The organism is Myxococcus sp. CA056 (genome assembly GCF_013336715.1).
Taxonomy (GTDB): domain Bacteria; phylum Myxococcota; class Myxococcia; order Myxococcales; family Myxococcaceae; genus Myxococcus; species Myxococcus llanfairpwllgwyngyllgogerychwyrndrobwllllantysiliogogogochensis.
In genome coordinates this window covers 1,616,873-1,636,733 of sequence record NZ_JABUMT010000002.1, presented here as the reverse complement: position 1 = coordinate 1,636,733, position 19,861 = coordinate 1,616,873, and the positions used below count along the sequence as shown (strand labels likewise).

Annotated in this window: 14 protein-coding genes; 5 read left to right on the top strand and 9 right to left on the bottom strand. The window is 68.8% G+C overall.

Annotated features, from left to right (window positions below):
• Nucleotides 1–22: 22 nt before the first annotated feature.
• Entirely contained in the window at nucleotides 23–751 is a 729-nt protein-coding gene (locus HUA76_RS14115; protein ID WP_174461117.1) for an SDR family NAD(P)-dependent oxidoreductase, read from the top strand.
• Between the two features lie 103 nt (nucleotides 752–854).
• Nucleotides 855–2,897 carry a WD40 repeat domain-containing protein gene (locus tag HUA76_RS14110; protein WP_174461116.1) on the top strand — a complete coding sequence of 681 codons (2,043 nt, stop codon included), beginning with the start codon at nucleotides 855–857 and terminating at the stop codon, nucleotides 2,895–2,897.
• A 63-nt stretch (nucleotides 2,898–2,960) separates the two neighbouring features.
• Here HUA76_RS14110 and HUA76_RS14105 read toward each other — a convergent pair whose 3' ends face one another.
• Both HUA76_RS14105 and HUA76_RS14100 read right to left on the bottom strand, forming a co-directional pair.
• A complete protein-coding gene (locus HUA76_RS14105; protein ID WP_254614160.1) occupies nucleotides 2,961–4,253 on the bottom strand; it encodes an adenylate/guanylate cyclase domain-containing protein in 1,293 nt (430 codons plus the stop codon).
• A gap of 260 nt (nucleotides 4,254–4,513) precedes the next feature.
• Complete coding sequence (locus tag HUA76_RS14100; protein ID WP_174461115.1) at nucleotides 4,514–4,726, bottom strand: hypothetical protein; 213 nt, start codon at nucleotides 4,724–4,726, stop codon at nucleotides 4,514–4,516.
• A 327-nt stretch (nucleotides 4,727–5,053) separates the two neighbouring features.
• On the opposite strand from HUA76_RS14100, the gene HUA76_RS14095 reads away from it, so the two are divergent.
• Nucleotides 5,054–5,905 carry an efflux RND transporter periplasmic adaptor subunit gene (locus HUA76_RS14095; RefSeq protein WP_174461114.1) on the top strand — a complete coding sequence of 284 codons (852 nt, stop codon included), beginning with the start codon at nucleotides 5,054–5,056 and terminating at the stop codon, nucleotides 5,903–5,905.
• Nucleotides 5,906–5,914: 9 nt separating this feature from the next.
• Here HUA76_RS14095 and HUA76_RS14090 read toward each other — a convergent pair whose 3' ends face one another.
• From HUA76_RS14090 to HUA76_RS14080, 3 genes are all read right to left on the bottom strand, one after another.
• Complete coding sequence (locus tag HUA76_RS14090) at nucleotides 5,915–8,146, bottom strand: peptidase domain-containing ABC transporter (protein WP_174457840.1); 2,232 nt, start codon at nucleotides 8,144–8,146, stop codon at nucleotides 5,915–5,917.
• On the bottom strand, nucleotides 8,139–9,089 hold the full coding sequence (locus tag HUA76_RS14085; RefSeq protein WP_174457841.1) for an efflux RND transporter periplasmic adaptor subunit: 951 nt from the start codon (nucleotides 9,087–9,089) through the stop codon (nucleotides 8,139–8,141). Before HUA76_RS14085 ends, HUA76_RS14090 begins: the two co-directional genes overlap by 8 nt.
• 106 nt (nucleotides 9,090–9,195) lie before the next feature.
• The gene (locus tag HUA76_RS14080) at nucleotides 9,196–12,477 is read right to left on the bottom strand and encodes a lantibiotic dehydratase (RefSeq protein ID WP_254614159.1); all 3,282 of its coding nucleotides are present in this window, start codon (nucleotides 12,475–12,477) and stop codon (nucleotides 9,196–9,198) included.
• Between the two features lie 167 nt (nucleotides 12,478–12,644).
• Between HUA76_RS14080 and HUA76_RS14075 the strand changes: the two genes are divergently transcribed.
• On the top strand, nucleotides 12,645–12,833 hold the full coding sequence (locus tag HUA76_RS14075; protein WP_174457842.1) for a hypothetical protein: 189 nt from the start codon (nucleotides 12,645–12,647) through the stop codon (nucleotides 12,831–12,833).
• 235 nt (nucleotides 12,834–13,068) lie between these two features.
• On the opposite strand, the gene HUA76_RS14070 is transcribed toward HUA76_RS14075, so the two are convergent.
• The 3 genes from HUA76_RS14070 to HUA76_RS14060 form a co-directional block, all read right to left on the bottom strand.
• Complete coding sequence (locus tag HUA76_RS14070; RefSeq protein WP_174457843.1) at nucleotides 13,069–13,632, bottom strand: peptidoglycan-binding protein; 564 nt, start codon at nucleotides 13,630–13,632, stop codon at nucleotides 13,069–13,071.
• 562 nt (nucleotides 13,633–14,194) lie between these two features.
• Nucleotides 14,195–14,773 carry a hypothetical protein gene (locus HUA76_RS14065; protein ID WP_174457982.1) on the bottom strand — a complete coding sequence of 193 codons (579 nt, stop codon included), beginning with the start codon at nucleotides 14,771–14,773 and terminating at the stop codon, nucleotides 14,195–14,197.
• A gap of 69 nt (nucleotides 14,774–14,842) precedes the next feature.
• Complete coding sequence (locus HUA76_RS14060) at nucleotides 14,843–15,277, bottom strand: hypothetical protein (protein WP_141640780.1); 435 nt, start codon at nucleotides 15,275–15,277, stop codon at nucleotides 14,843–14,845.
• A gap of 351 nt (nucleotides 15,278–15,628) precedes the next feature.
• Here HUA76_RS14060 and HUA76_RS14055 point away from each other — a divergent pair, with 351 nt between their 5' ends.
• Nucleotides 15,629–17,995, top strand: a complete 2,367-nt coding sequence (locus HUA76_RS14055) for a hypothetical protein (protein WP_174457981.1) — start codon at nucleotides 15,629–15,631, stop codon at nucleotides 17,993–17,995.
• 59 nt (nucleotides 17,996–18,054) lie between these two features.
• Here HUA76_RS14055 and HUA76_RS14050 read toward each other — a convergent pair whose 3' ends face one another.
• Nucleotides 18,055–19,383 carry a carboxypeptidase-like regulatory domain-containing protein gene (locus tag HUA76_RS14050; protein WP_174457980.1) on the bottom strand — a complete coding sequence of 443 codons (1,329 nt, stop codon included), beginning with the start codon at nucleotides 19,381–19,383 and terminating at the stop codon, nucleotides 18,055–18,057.
• Nucleotides 19,384–19,861: the final 478 nt, after the last annotated feature.

The following is a 19,861-nucleotide window of genomic DNA, read 5'->3' as shown; positions in this document are numbered from 1 at the left end:
CCCCTTTCGACTGGAGACAGCCATGGGCGCATTGGATGGGAAGCTCGCAATCATCACGGGTGGCAGCACAGGCATTGGACTGGCCATCGCCGAGCGATATGCCATTGAAGGGGCCGAGGTCGTCATCGCGGGACGGAACAAGGGGCGCATGGACGAAGCCCTCGCGCGAATCGGGCATGGCGCCCGGGGCGTGGTGACGGACGTCGGTGACGAAGCGCAGGTGCAGCGGCTCATCGACTCCGTGCCACGCGTGGACCTGCTGGTGACGTGCGCGGGCGGCGCGGTGTTCGGTCCCGTGGAGACGGTGCCGATGAGCGCCTGGCGGGCCCTCTTCAATGACCGCTTCTTCGGCCAGCTCTCCGCATGTCGCTACGCCGTCCCGAAGATGGCCGAAGGCAGCGCCATCGTGTTGTGCTCGGGCATCGCGGGCCACGCGGCGCTCGCCAACTACGCGGGCGGCGCGGGCCTGTGCGGCGCCATCAACGCCATGGGCCGCTCGCTCGCCATCGAGCTCGCGCCCAGGGGCATCCGGGTAAACGTCCTGTCTCCAGGCCTCACGCGCGACACCGCCATCGACTGGGGCGTGCCCGCCTCGCAGGTGGGCGCGTTCCTGGACACGCTCGCGAGCAACGTCCCGATGAAGCGGCCCGGTGTCCCTCGGGACATGGCCGACGCGGCCTGGTTCCTGGCGACGTGCGCCTACGCCACCGGCATGGTGCTCGACGTGGACGGAGGCTGGACGGCGGTGTGAGCGCCTCGTCGACTTGGGGCGATGTCGCGCGACCCCGCGTGAGCAGCCTCGTTCTTCCTGTCGAGGACCGGGGCGCGGCCGCCGCGCCCTGGCAATCCACTCCATGCCAGGCCCCTTCATCGACCTCCACGCCCTGAACCACTCCTCCGACGAGGCCCTCGAGTCGCTGCTGAAGCAGGCTGACTTCAGCCACTTCGAGGCCCACAGGGACCTGCCTTCCCTGCGGGCGCGGCTGCGGCGACTCCAGCGCCGAAGGGGCGTCACGGACCTCCACCGATGGGTCTCCGAGCGCGTCCTGGATATGGGCGCGCGGCTCGTGGAGACGCCGCACTCCTCGGGCGACCAGAGTTCCTTCGCGTTGAGCCCTTCCGGAAGGCATCTGGCCGTCGCCAGCCTCCGCGTCGACGCCTGGTTCGGCTTCTTCGGGGGCGACGTGCGCATCTGGGAGTTGGCGACGGGCCGAGTCGTCGCCAGCCACGGGTTCGACAAGGGCGTGGCGAGTCGCAGGGTGTCCTCCTGCATCCAGTGGTCTCCGTCGGGCCTGTGGCTCGGCGTCGTCTTTAATGACGTCGTCATCGGCGCGCTGCGTCCCTTCTCCGAGGGCCCTCCGTCCTTCAAGGTCGACGTCACCCGGCGCTGGGGCTCGCCGGATCCCCGCTACGTCAAGCGCCCCGAGGACGTGAAGAACGTCGGACACGTGCCCGCCTGGTGCTGGTCGCCCGACGAGACGCGCCTGTTCGTCTCCACTCCAGGCCCCGACGGAGGACTCGGCTGTATCGTCCCGTTCCGGGAAGGCGCTTCGCTCAACGAGGACTGCGCGGACGTGCGCTGGTGCCCGCCACCGCCAGTCCCGCCTCGCGACCGCCCGAACCCGGACACGTGGGTTCGCTGGAGCCGCGATGGCTCCCGCGTTCATGGCTACCGTTTTACGCCGGGGGGTGATTGGGACGAGGAGACCTTCGATTACGTCGGCACGGGCGGCGCATCGTCCACCGACGTGGCGAGCGGCACGAGCCAGTTCCAGCTCGGAGGCGTGAAACCACCCATCGCGTTCTCACCCGACGGTGCACGCCTGGTCCATGACGACCAACGGCTCGAGCTCATCGATGGGCACACCGGCAAGCACCTCGCCACGCTCGTCGAACGCATCCCCGGCAAGCAGCCTCATGTCGGCATCAGCGAGGTCGTCTGGTCCTCCGATGGACGACGCCTGGCGGTGCTCATGGATGACTATGTGCATCCCACCGTCTGCATCTTCGAGGACGAAGCCTTCCTGTGTCGGCTGAAGCTCTCCGCGCTCGCTCACCCCAGTGACCAGACCGACACCCACCGTTGGGCCTGGTCCCCCGATGGCACCGTGGCCGCATGCCTGACCACTGACGGTGGCGTCGAGCTATGGGCCATCGGGCGGAAGCCCCGCCGCCTGCGCCGGCTCACCGCCGTCAAGGGCCTCCAGGGACTGCTCTGGGGAGGCGACGACACGCTCGTGGGCATCGGTCCCTCCGCGCTCGCGTTCTGGAGCGCATCCAACGGAGAGCTGAGGACGCAGGCCTCGTTCGACCTCGAAGCGGGCCGTCTGCCCCCACCCCCGTCCTGGTGTCCCTGGCCAGAGAAGCCAGGGCAGTTCCTCCCGACGGAGCGAGGCTGGGCCTTCACCCACGTGCGGTCGGACGGCACCGTGTCCTGCCATCCTGGACTGCTCGAGAAGCTTGAACGCCGGCTGATGTTCGCCGTCGCCGGGCAATATGCCTGGCCCTGGAGCTGGGCCCTGGGGACGCGGCACACGCGACTGGAGGACGGCGCCAGGGGACATGCGGTGAAGCACCCGACTCCTCCGCCCGGCGAGCTCCCCACCAATCACTACCAGGCCCAGCCCGTCTTCACGCGGGGCCCCGACCTTTGCCGCGACAACCTCACCCCCTATATCGGTCAGGTGATGTTGGTGCGGTTCGGTTACCACGGCCTCGTCACGGACCTCGCGACCCTGTTGGAGGTCACCGGGAAAGGGGTCCGCCTCCGCATCCAGGGCCGCATCGGGCCGGGCCCCGAGGAAGTCCTTCCCTACTCCTCGATTGGTTGGATGGGGCCCGCCGTCCAGCTCGAAGCGCCCGAGTCCCTCGCGGGCGCGCCGGAAGACTCCCGCTAGCGCGAGCCCCGGGTGCGCCACGGACCGACGTGGAAAGAGGCGACGGCGGAGCCGAGGTTTCACTCAACCGTGTGGAGTGACGACCCGTGCCCCGACAGGCCCCGCGAGGAGCGCGATGCCCACGCCGGGCACGAAGGTGGCCACCGGCTCGCTCTTTCCCTTCACCGCCACCGGGGCCGCGGGGGACCAGGTGAAGGTCTCTCCCGCGTTGGCGCGCGTGGTCGCGGACACGAGCAGCGGCGTTCCCACCTGCTTGGTGAGTCCTTCGATGCGGCTGGCCAGGTTCACCGCGTCGCCAATCACCGTGTACTCACGCCGCTGGGTGCTGCCCACGTCCCCCACGACGACGCGGCCGGTGTGGATGCCAATGCCGATGCGCAGCGGCTCCTCGCCCCGCGCCACGCGCTCCTCGTTGAGCGCTGTCAGCGCGTCGAGCATCTCCAGCCCGCACGCCACCGCCGCGCGCGCATGCTCCGGGTGGTCCAGAGGCGCGCCGAAGTACGCGAGGATGCCGTCGCCGATGAACTTGTCGAGCGTCCCGCCATGGCGGAACACCACCTCCACCATGCGCGACAGGTACTCGTTGAGCAGCGCCACCACCCGGGGGCTGTCCATCTGCTCGGACATGGAGGTGAAGTCTCGGATGTCGGAGAACAGCAGCGTCACCTCGCGATGCTGGCCATTCGCCAGTCCCGTGCCCCGCTCCGCGATGTGGCGAGCCACCTCGGGGGAGAAGTAGCGCCCCAGCCGCTCGAGCCGGGCCTGCTCGCGGGAGATGCCGTGCAGCAGGCGTTGAATGCGGTGCGTGGCGTAGCCGAGCGTCAGGGCCGTGACGCCGAGGATGACAACGAGCACGGGGGCGAGGTTCCACGCGCCAGGCTCGCCCAGCTTCATCAGGGTGACCGTGAAGCCCATGCTCATCACCGCGCAGAGCGCGACGGTGCCCACGTCCAGCGACAGCACCGACAGCGCGAGGAGCACGCAGTACACCCCGCAGGACATGGGCCCCACGAGGTCGGCGGGCACTCCTGCCTGGAGGGTGACGTACTGCTGGAGGAAGACCATGGGCGCGTCCACCAGCGCCACGGCCATGCCCGCGAACCTGCACCAGCGGGCGACCCCTCCCGCCACCGCCCAGAGCGCACCCGCGAGCACCAGATATCCGCCCAGCGCCACCGGGGACGCGGGCCACGCAAGGCCCACGCTCAGGCAGAGCCAGGCGAGCACACCGACGAAGCGCAGCGCCCCCAGGCGCCGCGCCACGCGAATCTGCTCGTTGACGAGGTTGCGCTCGAAGGCGATGGACAGGTCCGGCTCAGCCGGTTCGGGAAGAGGAGTCACGAGCGTCGGAACCATGTATCGCGCACGCTACCAGAGGCCCTGGCTCACGGGGCGACGGGTGATACTCCCGGTACGGCTCACGACACACAACGACACATCGCTCCCCGTGCTCGATTTCAACGCGAGGCGCGGGACAGCGGCATGGGATGTGTCGCCGACATGTATCACGCCTGCATGACAACTCATTGCGGGTCCGGTGTCTGGCGCGCTTCCGACAAACATCACCGTCGACACCGTCGCGCATCATCGAGTCGGGCGATGGTGCGATGCGCCTATCAACGACGTCTCGACATCACCGCCAGGGTGATCAGCATCGCCACCAATCCCACGCCGATGCCCGCGATGCCACCCAGGGCGGTACAGAGGGAGTTGAGCCCGCCATGGTCGCCGGTCGACAGGCTGTCGAGGTACATGCCGAACGCCAATGGAATCGCGAAGCCGAAAAACCCCATGAGGAGCGTCATCCCCGCGACGTAGAAGGCGCGCATGAGTGGAGACGCATGGGTGCCGTTGCCCATGGGCAGGAGCATCAGCAAGGAACGCGCCGCACGTCTCTCGCGGGGGGCATGGCCACCGTTGCGCAGACGCGGGCACGCGCCTGTGCAGCCTGCTGCGCACGGGCGAGAGGCCACCCCGTTCCTTCAACCCTGAGTGGGGCGAGGCCACCCTGATGAGGATGGGAGCCATTTCGGAGGCAGACGGTCCCGGTGTAACGTCGTGGTCAGCATGGACGTCCGAGTCACCTTCACCGAAGAGCCTGCCGCGTGACTCGCGAGGCTTCCGCAAGCACCTCGCGGCGTTCGAGTCGCTGGCTCGTGGTAGGGGCCGTCCTGCTCGGTGGCCCCCTGGCCCATGCGGAGCCACCCGCCGAGGGCGCCCCCGCATCGAGTCCCGCGTTCTCCTCGGACTCCCTCGTGGGCGTGGTGGTGGCCAGCTACACGCTGGACCTGACCTCGCAACAAGAGGGCCGGCTGCAGTTGCTCAAGGCGCGACTGGGCGAACGCGTCACCTCCGGGCAGGTCGTCGCGCAACTGGAACTGGAGCCCCTCCAACTGGAGACCGCCGCGCGGCAGGCCCAGCTCCAGGCCACCCAGGCCGAGGTGAGCCGCACCGAGCTGCTGTTGCTGCAGGCACAGCAGCGGCTGAAGCGAGAGCAGAGCATCCGCCAGTTCACCGCCGCCGAAGCCGTGGAGACCGCGGAGACCGAAGTGGCCCTGGCGAAGGTGAACGTGGAGCTGGCGCAGGCGCGCGGCGCGGAAGCCAAGGCCCTGCTCGACTCCGCGAGCCGCAATCTGGAGACGGCCCGGATTCGCGCGCCCTTCGCGGGTCGCATCACCGAGCTGTATCAAGTGCCTGGGGGCCTCGTGGGCCGCGCGACACCCATCCTCCGGCTTGTCAGCGAGGAGCTGAAGTTGCGCTTCGCCGTCCCGGAACACATCGCGCCCACGGTGCGCGCGGGCACACTCATCCAGGTGCGCCTGCCGGCCCTGGGGGTGACGCTGAAAGCGCAGGTAGAAAGCCTCGCGCCCGAGGTGGACCCGTCCTCGCGGCACCAGAAGGCCGAGGCCCGGCTGCTTATCGACGGCGCGATGCGCGAGCAGCTCGCCACGGGCCTGCTGGCCGAGGTGGAGCTGGCCCTTCCACCGGTCTCCAAGCGCGCGCCCTGAGGGCGTCCGTCAGCCCACGAGCTTCTGCTGCGCGGCGCGGTCCTGCTGCGCGACCAGCTCATGGTAGTGCCCGCGCTGGGCCATCAGCTCGTCATGCGTCCCCTGCTCCACCAGCCGGCCCTGCTCCATGACGAGGATGAGGTCCGCTTCCCGGATGGTGCTCAACCGGTGGGCAATGACGACGCGCGTGCAGTTCAGCTCCGCGATGGCGTCCTGGACCGCCCGCTCCGTCTTCGTGTCCAGCGCGTTGGTGGCCTCGTCCAGGAGGAGGATGGCCGGGCCATGCACCAGGGAACGCGCCAGCGCGAGCCGCTGTCGCTGCCCACCGGAGAGCGATTGCCCCATGTCACTGAGGACCGTCTCGTACTTCATGGGCATGGCCATGACCTCGTCGTGAATCTGCGCGCGACGGGCCGCCTCGAGCACCTTCTCCAGGGGCAACGTGGGGTCGGAGTAGGCGATGTTCTTCCGGATGTCTCCCTGGAAGAGCGCGGGGTTCTGGAGCACCGCGCCCATCTGCCGCCGCACGGCCCGCAGGTCCAACTCCCGCAGGGAGATGCCGTCGTAACGGATGTCACCTTGCGTCGGCAGGTACAGCCCGAGCAACAGGTTGGCCAGCGTGGACTTGCCCGCGCCCGAGCGGCCCACGATTGCCACGAATTGTCCGGGCCGGATGTCCACGCTGACGTCCTGGAGCACCGGCGTGGAGCGACTGCCGTACTGGAAGGACACGTGAGACACCTGGATGCCGCCCCGCAGCGTGTGCGCGCGGCGAGGCGTGTCGTCGGTCTGCTCGGGGCGGGCCTGGAGGATGTCATCCACCCGGTCCAGGTAGCTGCCCACCAACTGCAACTGGAACGCGGTGGCCACCAGGCTGGAGATGGGCGTCAGGAAGTTCCCCGCCAGGGCATTGATGGCCAGCATCTCTCCCAGCGAGAGCTGCCGCTGGTCCAGCACCAGCCACGTGCCCACGGCCAGTGTCGCCAGCGGTGAGGCCATGCGCAGCGTGGACGTGAGCGAGTCGGTCAGCGCGGACAGCCGCCCCCGGTCCAACGAGACGTTGAGCACGTCGACGTAGAGGTTGGACCAGTGCTGCACGGCCCGGTCCTCCAGGCCCATGGCCTTGAGCGTCTGCATCCCGTTGAACAGCTCCACCTCGTAGTTCTGCGAGCTGGCGTTCACCTCGAGGCTGCGCGACATCAGCTCGCGCTGGCGCTTTCGCGCGAAGAGGAAGACGAGCACCTGCAACAGCGCCAGTCCCAGCACGAGCAGGGCGAGCTGCCAGCTGCCGAAGAACAGCAGCACCAGGTAGACGACGACGAGCGAGCCATCCAGCACCGCGGACAGCGCCCCCGACGTGAGCAGCTCACGCACCGTGGCGTTGCTGTTCAGCCGGCTCATCAGGTCGCCAGTCGAGCGCAGTTGCAGGAAGGAGAACGGCAGCCGCACCAGGTGGTCCAGGAAGCCCACCGTCATCCGTGCATCCAGATACGTGCGCAGGTGCAACAAGAGGTGCGCGCGCACGAGCGAGGAGACGAACTGGAAGACGACCAGCAGCCCCATGCCCCCGGCGAGGATGGCCAGGAGCGTGGTGTCTCCGCTGGGGACCACCCGGTCCACCACCGCGCCGGTGAGCGAGGGCAGCGCGAGCGCGAACAACTGCAAGAGCACCGACATCACCACCACCCGCCGGAGCGTGGTGCCGCGCTCGGTGAGCAGCCGCAGGTAGCGGCGAGGGCCGGGCGCCGTGCCCCCCGTCTCGAAGGTCTCCGACGGCTCGAAGAGCAGCGCGATGCCCGTGAAAGACTTGCGGAACTGCTCCATCGGAACGACGCGGCGGCCGAAGCCGGGGTCCACCAACTCCACGCCCTTGGAGGTCAGCCGCTCGAAGACGACAAAGTGGCGGAACTCCCAGTGGAGGATGGTGGCGGGCTCCAGCAGATGCAGCTCGTCGATGTCCACCCGCGCGGCCCGGCCCACCAGCCCGAAGCGCTGGCCGGCTTCGAGCAGGGCCAGCGCGCTGACGCCTCGCAGCGACAGGCCCGTGGCGGTGTGGACTTCGTCCAGGTCGATGCGTCGACCCCAGTAGCCCAGCACCATGGCCAGACTCGCGGCGCCGCAATCCGTGGCCGTCAGCTGCGCCACGAAGGGGACACGCTTGCGCCGCAGGTGCTCGCCAATGCGACCCAGCGCGGGGAAGCGGTCGAAGAGAGAGCCTGCCTTGTCGTCTTCTTCAGCCACGCGGTCTTCCGAGGAGCTCGAGCACGGGCAGCAGCGTCAGCCAGCCGTTGCGCGCACGCACGCGCACCCAGGCCACGCCGGGCATGCCGGTGTAGTACGAGTAGCTGCGTCCATCGACGTCGAACGTCGCACCCGGCAGCCGGCCCTCCACCGCCACATGCGGGCCTTGCAGCGACAGCGCGTCTCCCAGGCCAGGCCCCAGGTAGCGCCGCACCTCGGCGGGCCCCACCAGCTCGTCGCTGACGGACGTCACCTGGAAGTACTGGTACACGTACGGAAAGCCAGACACCTCCATGCGAATCTGCTGACCGGGCTCCAGCATCGGCCGGTACTGCCCCGGCACGAGCGCGAGCGCGAAGGCCTCCGAGCCGTCCTGGAGGATGGAGGCCACCGCCTGCCCCGCGCTCAGGTACTGGTTCTCCCGCACGCGGACATCGTAGATGCGGCCGCTGACGGAGGCCCGGAGCACGCGCTCCGACAGCCGCGCCTCGCTCGAGTCCACCTGGCTGCGCAGTGAGGAGAGGGCCTGGCGCGAGCTGGCGTCGAGCGGGTTCATCAGGCCCGCGGCCAGCTGCGAGCGGAACTCCTGCGTCATGCGGCTTCGCTCGGCCTCTTCCAGGGGCGAGTGCAGCTCCACCAGCGGCTGGCCCACCTGGACGTACTGCCCGCGCTTCACCAGCACCTTGCTGACCCGCCCCGCGGACGTGACAGTCAAATCCTCCAGGCCCCGGACCTGGATGAGCACGGGCCCCGTCGCGTAGTCGTTGATCTCCACGACGGAGAGGCCCACGCCGAGGATGAGCGCCAGCACCAGGATGAGCCAGTACGTGACGCGCGCCCAGAACGGGTCGACCCGGAGCAGGGTTCCCCGAACCTCGGGGCGTGCGTAGTGGTCGAGCGCTTCCTGTCGGAAGAGGGACGACTGATGCGGTTGCTCACTCATGGATGCAGCCTCGGGCCGACGGCTCGGGACGATAGCGAATGCGCCGGAGCCGACCAACAGGGACGACTGCTTGTTGGCTCACCATCCCGGCCGTGCGCGAGCAGCCTCATGCGCTCCCCTTGAGCGGCCTCGCCAGCCGCGAGCGATAGAGCCGGGCCAGGAAGTCGTAGAGGATGAGTTCCTGGGCTCGCTGGTCGCTCGCCAGCAGTCTGTTGACGTGCATGTGCAGGAAGCTCTCGGCCAGTCCCGCCACGGGAAGCGTGAGCTGGCCTTCGCGCTCGGCCGCGTGGAGCTGCTCCGCGAGGGGCCGCAGCAGGGCTCCGCGCCGCGCCAGGATGTCGAGCCCCGCCTTCCACGGGCCCTCGTCCTCCGGAGCCGCGTCGAGCATCCGCTCCAGCTCCCGACGCTCCTGTCGGAAGCGCTGGCTGAGCTGGTCCTCGAAGCGCGCGTTGACGCGGAACTCCGCGCCGAACCCCTTGCGGCAGCGACTCGCCACGGCCAGCTTCTGCTCCAGCGACAGGCCAAGCCCTTCCAGCAGCGTGTCCATGCCCAGCAGCGCCAGTCGCCAGCGCAGATTGGCCCCCTCGTCTCCAGGGTGGGTTTCCAGCAGGGACAACACGGCCTCGCTGTCCGCCGCGAAGAGTTGCTCGGACAGCGAGATTCCCGTGGGGCCACCGTAGCGCTCCACCTCGCGCTCGTATGTGTCGAGCTGGAGCTTCCAGCCCTCGCCCGAGGCCAGCGCGTTCGCACACGCCGACTGCAACACGGGCAGCGCCTCCGCATAGAGCCGCTGCGGGGCGCCATGCAGCCGCAGGCGCAGGTGCCAGTCCGGGTCGCCGTAGCGCAGGAAGAACCAGTGGGAGACAGCGCCCGTCTCGGTGAGCTTCCGGAGGACCGGCGCGAGCGTGAGCGTGAGCAACCGGTCCGCGGTGGCCGTGCCGGTGTAGAGCTTCGCGTAGAGCCATTCGGAGCCGGGCGGAAAGGTGCGTGGCACGGACGCGGTGGCGACAGCGGGCGCGTGGGGCGTTCGAGCCAGGGGCTCGCGTCGACGGAACGGGAGCACCACCTCGTGCATGTAGCGTCCGTCCGGTCCGGTGACACAGAGCCCGTCGGGCGTGGGGAACAACTCCTCCAGCGTCACGCCCGAGGGACGATTGCGCGCGAGCTGGACGAACGTGTCCACGCTCAGAACGTTGTCCAGGTCGATGGGGAGCTGGTTGTCGCCATCCTGGAGACAGACCCAGCGCGGCAGTCGGGCCTGCTTCCGGAAGCGCTGGAGTGCCTGGTAGCGCGCGGTGCCCTGCGCCGTGCCCCAGGCCTTGAGTACGTCGGCATTCACCCGCCAGCGCGCCAGCGCCAGCACCACGCGGCCATACGTGACACGAGGGAGGAACGGAGCCTGCGCCAGCGGCCCCCAGGAGAACGCGAGGCTCTGGACGCCCTGCTGCTGGAGCTGCCCCAGGAAGCGATACGCCCCGAGCCCCAGGGAGAAGTAGTTGTGGGCATGGGTCATCCGGGGAATGACTTCCCGCCCCAGCTTGCGGGAGCGGAGCACCAGTCGGCCCTGCTCGACGGAGAGCCACAGGTCCGACAGCTCGAGCCGATGCTCCGGGGGCACACCGGACTGTCCCAGGAAGACGAGGTCATGCTCGCGTAGCGCGGGGCGGCAGATGACATTGCCCATGCGGCCCTGCGGCAGATGCACCACTTCCGCGAAGACGGCCTCGGGCCTCAGTGCCTCCTCGGCACGCAGGTACTCACGCGTCGCCGTCTCCAGCGCCGGGTCCGCGTGGCAGAACCGCCCGACCATCACCGCGCCCGAGGGACCGGAGAGACTCTCCAGGACGAGCTGGTAGTCCCCGTTGTCCACCTGCTCGGTGCTGGCGCCCACCACTGTCGCCACGATGGAGAAGGCCTCCGGCAGCGGCGGCACGTCCCTGGACTCCAGGGCGCGGAGGTCGTCCTCCGTGAGGACCAGTTCCTGGGTCTGCTCACGCCAACAGGACTCCAACCGGGTCAACAGGTGGCGCCAGCGCGCACCGCCAGGAAAGCGCCCGTCACCATCCTGGAGCGGGAAGGCGAAGCCCTGGAGCAGCGGGCCGGTGCCACTGCTCGTGCCACCGTCCGCCGCGAAGCCGATGCCAGTCTCCTCATCGAGCGCTTCCAGCAGCGGCACGGCGCGCGTCTCGTACCGCGCCACGAAGCGTTGCAGGAAGCTCGTTAGGGGCGTGGCCACGCCGCTGTTCACGGAGATGCGGTGGAGCGCCTCGATGGCACCCTGGCATGCCTCCACCACGCGGGGAGACAGCGTGGCCTCCTCGGCGGGACGGAGCATGTCCACCTGGAAGAGGCGCGGCAGCTCCGCGGGCACGGGCAGTCCTTCGAGCATGCGGGCCACGTCGCGGTAGGACTCGACGGGAACACCGGGACGCGCGGCATCGATGCGGCTCAGTGCCTCGTGCGCGGCGGCCAGCTTCGTGCGCGTGGGCGTCAGCGCGGACAAGCCCTCGGATGCCTCCAGCAGCGCGGGGATGGGCTCCGGCCCGGTGAGCGGCGGAGCCCAGGTGGGGACGAGGACCTGGGACTCGATGAGCTCCACGATGAAGGCGCGGGCATCTTCCAGTCCGACGTCGGCGTCATCCCGGGTGAGCGCTTCCGCGAGCACTTCCAGGGACGCGCCGCCACGGGCTCGCGCCAGCGTGGAGTCCAGGTACGACGAGGGCTCCACCGCCACCAGATGGTAGGTGCGCTCGCGTCCGGTGTGCCGCATCTCCATGTAACGCAGCCGCCCCGCGGCCAGGTACAGGCTGGAGTTGGGGACGTACGAGAGCTGGTCTCGGACTCCAGGCTCCTGCCGCACCTTCTCCACGAGCGCGCAGACGTAGTCCATGTCCAGGCGGGTGTGGCGACGCAGGTCCTCGCGCGGCGAGAGGCGCAGCCGTGTCGCTGTTCCCGGCCGCCCCATGGAGAGCCCCGCGAACAAACCAAAGGGCGTGCTGCGCCCGGCCATTCGCGCGAAGTACCGCACGAGAGTCCGCTCGACCTTCTTGCCCTGCTCGGAGTCGGCGTTCTCCCGCCAGTAGTGCAGGCTCTCCACCAGCGCGGGAGAGGCGATGAAGAGCGACTCCTGGATGAGCGGGTCATCCACCCACTGGCGCAGCCGTGCGCGCAGTCGCGATGTGTCTCGCTGGAGCGCCGCTTCGAGCGCGTCTGGCGCGGCCTCCGGCCCCTCCAGTCCCTCGCTCCACGACGTGAGCGCGTCAAAGGGCAGCAACGGGGTGCGCAGGACGAAGAAGTCCGCGGCGACGAAGGGGGGCGCGCGACCAGAGCGCGTACGCCCCGCTGGGTTCTCACGCGCGTCAGGCGAGGGGGAAGATGGGGTAGGCATGTGAACGGCGGCTGTCGTGTCGGAGAAGAACCCTCGGATTCCCTTATACAGCAACGATGCAGTTATTTCTTGAGGCTGTTGTTTTGCGTGACTTAGGCTTGGATGTCCCGTGCGACCCGTGGGGCGTGCGGTGTGCGACCACTCATCCGGACCAGGAGCGCCCAGCCATGAGCACCCGACCCTCGAAGAAGCCCACCCTCAAGAAGGAGACGCTGCGCACGCTCGAATCGGCGGAGCTGCCGCGGCTGGATGGCGCGGTGGGCGGCGCGACGCCCGCCCTCGAAATCATCGACATCGACAACAGCCCCTCGAAGACGGTGCAGCCCACCGTGGGGACGCGCACCCGCACGCTGTGAGTCATTGAATCCGACGCCAACGCCGCTTCGTCACCGGGGTTGTCGTTGGAGACAGCAGATACATTCGCGCAAGCCATTGAACGGCGAGCCGCGAAGGTATTCCGGCGGGCAGCTCTCGGGCTGCCCGCTGTGATGACAGTGCAAGGACTGACCTGTCATCCCGCACAACCACGCCCCGGGGAGATTGGCATCCAGGGCCATCTCAACATCCTTGAGCGCGGCAGCTTGAGTGGAACTACCTCTGAATGTGGAGGTGGGGACCGCCCCAGACCGCCTGTCCCCTCGGGCGTGTCCGTTCGTCGCGCACGGTGTAGCCCTGCGCCCGGGCATCGGCCATGAAGGCTTCGAGGCGCGCCGCCGGGACGCCGCGGGTGCGCACGTCGATGGCCCGCCCCTGGTAGTGCATCGAACCGGGGTTGTGCCTTCCTCCCGTAGTCGAGGTGACGGTGAGGCCGTGCCGTTCCGCGAGCCGAGCCATCCCCTCGAACGCCCGTCCAGTCGTCGGCTGGGTGGTCGTGGCGCGGGTCGTCTTCGGCGAGAAGCTTGAAAGGCCGTTGAGGGCCTCGAAGGTTCGCCGCCCCACCACACCGTCCACCTTGAGCCCCATCGAGCGCTGGAAGTCGCGAACGGCCTTCTCCGTGGCGCGGCCGAGCTTCCCGTCTGTCTTTCCGGGATTGAATCCCGCGGAGCGCAACCGGTCCTGCAAGGCCCCCACGGTTTCGTTCGACGCGCCCTTGCGGAGCGACCCACTCGTATAGCCGAGCACGCTCGACCGGTCCGCCGCTCGGGCCGAAGCCATCGAGCCTGACCGTGAGAAGCTGCTCTCGGCGGAGTATCCCTTCACGCTCGCCCGGTCCGCCGCTCGAGCCGAAGCCATCGAACCCGACTTCGAGTTCGGGGAACGACTCTCGGCGGAATATCCGCTCACGCTCGCCCGGTCCGCCGCGCGAGCCGAAGCCATCGAACCTGACTTCGAGTTCGAGGCGCGGCTGTTGCCGGAATACCCACTCACGCTCGCCCGGTCCGCCGCGCGCCCGGCGGCCATGCTTCCCGAGCTGCTCCGAGATGAACCCGTTCCACTCACGGACATGAAGTACCCCAATGCGGGAGGAGGTCAGCGGGGAGGCATGCCACCTGCTGTCTCTCTATTCTCCGACTCCCGATGACGAAGTTGCCGCCGAATCGGACTTGCCTCGTTGCGCCTGGAAGTGGCGTCTGTCCACTGCCTCGGCGACCAAAGCCATCCCAAAACATCTGACTTCTCGTGAACGCGAGCCCACGAAAAAGCCCCGGGCCCCATGCCGTGAGCATGGAACACCGGGGCGGTGACACGGGAGCCTCGAGGGGGCTCCCAGCGAGGACTACTGACCGCCGCGCAGCAGCTGCGACTGCGCGAAGGCGGCGAGCTGCTGGGCGTTGAACTTGCCCTGCGCGATGTCGCCCACGGCGGTGGCGGCATTGCGGACCGTCTCCACGGTGTCCGCCAGCTTGCCCACGTTCTGCGCCTGGCCGAGCATGCTGCTCACGCCCGCCAGCGGGCCACCGGCCACCATGGACAGCCCGTTGTCGATGAACTTGTCGGCGAACGGCTTCGCCAGCTGGCCAATGCCGAACGGCAGGGAGTCCAGCGCCTTGCCGACGATGTCCTTGAGAGGACCGGTGATGGCGCTGAGGCCCTTCTCGAGCAGGCCGGAAATCTTCCCGAGCGCCTCGGAGACCTTGCCGACAGCGTCGCTGAGCCCCTTGGCCAACCCGCCCAGGCTACTGGCCAGTCCGCCCAGGCCCCCCAATGCCTTGCCGAGCCCACCCAGTGCGTTGCTGATGCTGTTCGCGGCCTTGCTCGCCGCGTCGGCGGCCTTGCTCGCCGCGTTGCTCGCGGAGTTGCTCGCGCTGTTCGCACCGCTGCTACCACCCGCGCCACTGGAGCCGCCGACGGACATGGGATTTCCTCGTGAAATGTAGGTTTGCCTGATTATCGGGGACTACCCGGCGGAGTTGCGTCCGGCCCCTCAAAGGCGATCAGGCCCCCGGGGCAGGTTCTTGAGGAGGGCCTGGCTGGTGGCCTCGTCGACCTCGACCCGCGTCTGGTTCTCGTCGCCCCGCAGGGAGGGCTTGTTCTGGGAGGCGGCCTGGGTCGCCTCGAAGCCCGTGGAGTAGGAGGCCGGTGGGCCCAGGCCCAGCTCCCCTCGGGCGGCGCTCTTGAAGAACTCCCCCACCTCCTGGATGGAGGGTGGATCATACCCGGCGGCCCGCAGCGCCTCGTCCGGGACGACCTGCAGCACCGGCTCCTTCTCCGGGTGCTGGGCATAGTCGAGCACCAGCTCCACGTAGGCGGCCAGCTCCATGCCCACCGATTTGGCGATGCGCTGGGTGTCTGGGTCCGCGAGCAGCTCGGCGCGGACATTCTCCACGGGACGCGTGAGGCGGGGCTTCTGCTCGGACATGTCGGACCGGCTCCCTGAGCGGTGAAGTGCGGCCCTGGAGGTTAACCGGACCTGGAAGCAGGCTCCAATCTCTCGACAATTCCAGGGCTTACGCACCCTGGCCCCGGCCCCCGGCGCAATGCGTCTCATGAAAAGAAGCCCCGGCGTCTGCCCTGTCTCCAAGACGACAAAGAATGGCGTCTGCCATCCGCCGCCGTGCCAGGAGTGTCCGCAGGCCAACACTCCTCACACCCTCCGGGGCACACCCTCAGTGAAGTGTAAAATATAAGGAACTCGGGGATTTCTGGCGCCCTCCCGGGCCTCCGTCATCCCCCGTTCCAGACAGTCATTCACTGCCGAGGGAGCCATTCCATGCACCATGTCTTGAAGTCCGCTGTCTGCCTTACCGCCCTGCTGGCGGCGCCCGCGTGGGCGTTCAAGCCAGAAGCGCCTTCCGCGCCGGGTTCGCTGGCGAGCCAGGCCTTCTTCAAGCCCGAGCTCACCATCCCCAGCGGACAGGTGCCGCTCGAGGAGGCGCTGCCGAAGCTGAGCCGCTCGGGCGCCAGCGCGTGGGATGACTTCTTCGCCCGCAACGGCCGAGGCTTCCAGGTCTACGTCGATGCCCAGACGGGCACGGCCGCGAACCTCATGGGCTCGGTCCCCCTCATCCCCGGCACCGGTGCGGGCAACAAGCTCACGCTGGACTCCGTCCGCAACCAATTGGGTCGCGCCGTCGCGCGGGTGGACGCGGCCGTCGTCGGGGACCTGGTCCTCCAGTTCATCGAGGCCAACCAGGCCGCGATTGGCGTGGACGTGCTCCAGTTGGGAGAGCCCCGCGTCGAGCAGGTCGCCGAGCACCTGTGGCAGGTCTCCATCCCCCAGCAGCTCAAGGGCATCCCGGTCCGCTACGGACGCATGGCGGCCACCATCAGCCACGGCAACCTGGTGCTGCTGGGCACCGAGTCCTGGGCCAACGTGGACATCTCTCCCCTGCCCCTGCTGGCCGCGGACCAGGCCATGGTCGCGGGCTACGAGCGCTTCGGCCTCTACGAGAGCCCCTCCACGCTCTGGAAGGCCCCCACGCTGGAAATCGTCCCCGTGGCCCGCCAGGGCGCGGGCTTCGGCGCGGCCTACGGACACCAGCTGGTGTGGAGCTACGGCTTCCAGCAGCCCGGTGAGCACGAGCGCTGGAAGGTCACGGTGGATGCCACCCGCGGCGAGGTGCTGTCGCTCGAGGACGACAACCACTACTTCGACCAGACCATCAAGGGCGGCGCCTATCTGTTGACCAACACGGACACCTGCACCGCGACGGCGACGTGCGGGGTGAGCTTCGCCAACACGCCCATGCCGTGGGCCGACACCGGCTTCCCGGGGCCGGACGACTACACGGACAGCGCGGGCGTCTTCAACTACACGACGGGCACCACCACCACGACCCTCAACGGCAAGTACATCCGCATCCAGGACAACTGCGGCCCCGTCACCGCCTCCGCCCCGGGCACCATCGACCTGGGCGGCGTCACCGGGCAGCACGACTGCACCACGCCGGGCTTCTCCGCTGGCAACACCTCCGCGTCGCGCAGCTCCTTCTACGAGCTGAACCGGATTGCCCAGATTGCCCGAGGCTGGCTGCCCACCAACGTGTGGCTCAACGGCCAGCTCACCTCCAACATGAACATCGTCAGCACCTGCAACGCGTTCTGGACGGGGTCCACGGTCAACTTCTTCCGCAGCGGCGGCGGGTGCCGGAACACGGGCGAAATCGCCGCCGTGTTCGACCACGAGTGGGGCCATGGCATGGACGACAACGACGTCGCCGGCACGCTGAGCAACTCCAGCGAGGCCTACGCGGACATCGCGGCCATCTACCGCCTGCCGACCTCGTGCGTGGGCCACGGCTTCTTCCAGACCGTCGACCAGGGCTGTGGCATGACGCCGGACGGCACGGGCTACAACGTGAACGAGGCGCAGACAGGAGCGCCCTGGTGCGCCAGCCGCTGCTCGGGCGTGCGTGACGCGGACTGGGCGGCCCAGGTGCCCAACACGCCCGCCACGCCGCAGAACTTCGTCTGTGGTCGGTGCGGCGGCGGTGGTGGACCCTGCGGCAGGCAGGTCCACTGCGCGGCCTCTCCCGTCCGTCAGGCGGCGTGGGACCTCGTCGCCCGCGACTTGCGCGCGGCCCCCTTCAGCTACGACGCGAACACGGCCAACACGATGGGCAACAAGCTGTTCTACCAGGGCAGCGGCAACATCGGCATCTGGCACGCCTGTGACTGTACGCTCGGCACGTCGAGCGGCTGTGGCGCCACCAACGGCTACATGCAGTGGCTGGCGGCGGACGACGACAACGGCAGCCTCATCGACGGCACTCCGCACATGACGGCCATCTACGCCGCCTTCGCTCGCCACAACATCGCCTGCTCCGCGCCGGCCCGCATCAACGCGGGTTGCGTGGGCGGCCCCACGGCGGCGCCCGCGCTCACCGTGACGCCGGGCGTTGGCCAGGCGAACCTGTCCTGGAGCGCGGTGGCCGGAGCCACCGAGTACTGGGTGATGAAGTCGGACGGCTTCGCCGCGTGCAACTACGGCAAGGCGAAGGTCGCCACCGTCACTGGCACCACGTACACGGACACGGAGGTGATGGCGGGACGCTCGCACTGCTACTCCATCGTCCCGGCCAGCAGCAACGCCTGCTACGCGCCCGCGAGCACCTGCACCTGTACGACGCCGACCTGATTCAATCGGTGAGTCCCGGCGCGGCCCACTCGGGGCCGCGCCGGGGTTTCAGGCCCGGCCTACGGGTTGTAGACGAACGTCACCGTGGAGTTGCACGGCTGGGTGTTGTTCACGATGTCCGTCAGGGTGATGTCGCCGAAGGGGGTGACGGTCGACTTGGGGAAGCCCGTGCCGCCCCAGGGCGCGCCCGAGTTGAACTGGGTGAAGCCGCCCGTCGGCGTGTAGATGGGATAGGTGGACGGGTCCGTCGGGTTGGGGTTGGAGAAGATGGTCATGTTGGCGGCGCAGTCCGCGGGCGCACCGAGCGGGAACTCGACGCCGACTTCCTGGTCCACGTTCGGACGGTTGTTGTAGAGGACGACGAACGGGATGGCCGGCGTCACCGTGTCCGTGAAGGGGACGAAGGTGTTGCCCGCGTTCTGCATCGCGAGGTTGAGCTTGATGTCGTAGCAGTACGCGGGGAAGCCCACGAACTCGACGATGGTGCAGGCGGGGTTGGTGAACTCCAGGTCGATGTTCCAGGTGCCGAGGCCGCCGTTGGAGGGGACGACCGAGCTGGGCGTGGACGCCGGCCCGCCGATGAGCGTGAAGGTGCTGCCAGCGCTGTTCGGGCGGAAGTTGGCGCGCTGCTCCACCCAGCGGTTGATGGTCGCGTCGAAGCGCCACCCAGCCGCGCGGCAGGTGCCGTTGAGCACACAGGGAGGCATGCGGCCTCCGGCGGCCTGCGGAACGCGGAGGGTGACCTCGGCGGTCCGGTCCTTGCCGAGGTTCACCGGCTGGCCGTCGAGCGTCGTCGCGCCGATGAAGAAGGCGCCCACGGACTCGAGCGCGACCTGCCTGCCGCCCTGGTTCACCGCCGTGAAGTCACCTGGCATGCCGCGCGGGTTGTAGGTGGCGGCGGAGACGAGCACCGTGCCCGTCACCGGCTGGCCCGCGGCGTTGAACAGGGAGCCCGCGGGGATGACCACGGACAGGTCACCGGCCTCGATGGTGATGGCCTGCGTCGCGCTGAACTGCCGGATGGGCGCGCGCGGCAGGACGTGGGTGTTGTTGAGCAGGCCCGCGCTCAAGTAGTCGGTCATCGGCGCGAAGCCCGACTTGCTCACGCTGATGATGTAGCCCGTCGTGCTGTTGACGGACACGAAGTACTTGCCGGCCGTGTCGGTGGTCCGGTTGATGCCATTGATGACCACCGTGGCGCCGGCAATCGGCTGACCGCTGGGGTCGAGCACGGTGCCGGTGAAGGTCGCCAGGCCCTGCGACACCGTCCCCTCGAGGACCTCCTCGGGAGCCGTCTCCGTGGGACCTACCGCGGGACCGTCGAGGCACCCGAACGAAAGCACCGCGGGAGCCAGGACTGAGAGACACCACTTCTTCATCGTCGTCATGACAGGTTCTCCTCGGCTGCGTTTGCTGCGGCCAGAGCCAGGACTGGCGCCGACCGGCACGGCGAGGACACGGTAGTGAAACCGTGAAGAACCACACACTGCGGGTATGCCCAAAAGGACAAGCAAGTGTCGGGCGGCTGACAATTCATCGTGGATTGCCCGTACAACCGAGACTTGATGGCGCAGGGCGGCAATGCGGAAGAGCAGGTCATCGCCCCATGCGAACCGTCATCCGCGACCTCGCGTGACGCCACCTAAAAACGGAAACGGGCCGGAGAGCGGGCACCTTCGCCGGGCGCACCATCGTTTTCGAGGGCGCCGTCGGCATCCGCGTACCCGGCGATGACTACGGGTACATCATCGATTCGTCGCGCGGCCTGCTCATCCTGAACGAGCTCTAGCCAGACATCCGGGGAGGCGCGGCCAGGAATGGACCCGTGCAGGCGGAGAGCGAAGGCGGGCAGCAAGCCGCCCCTCG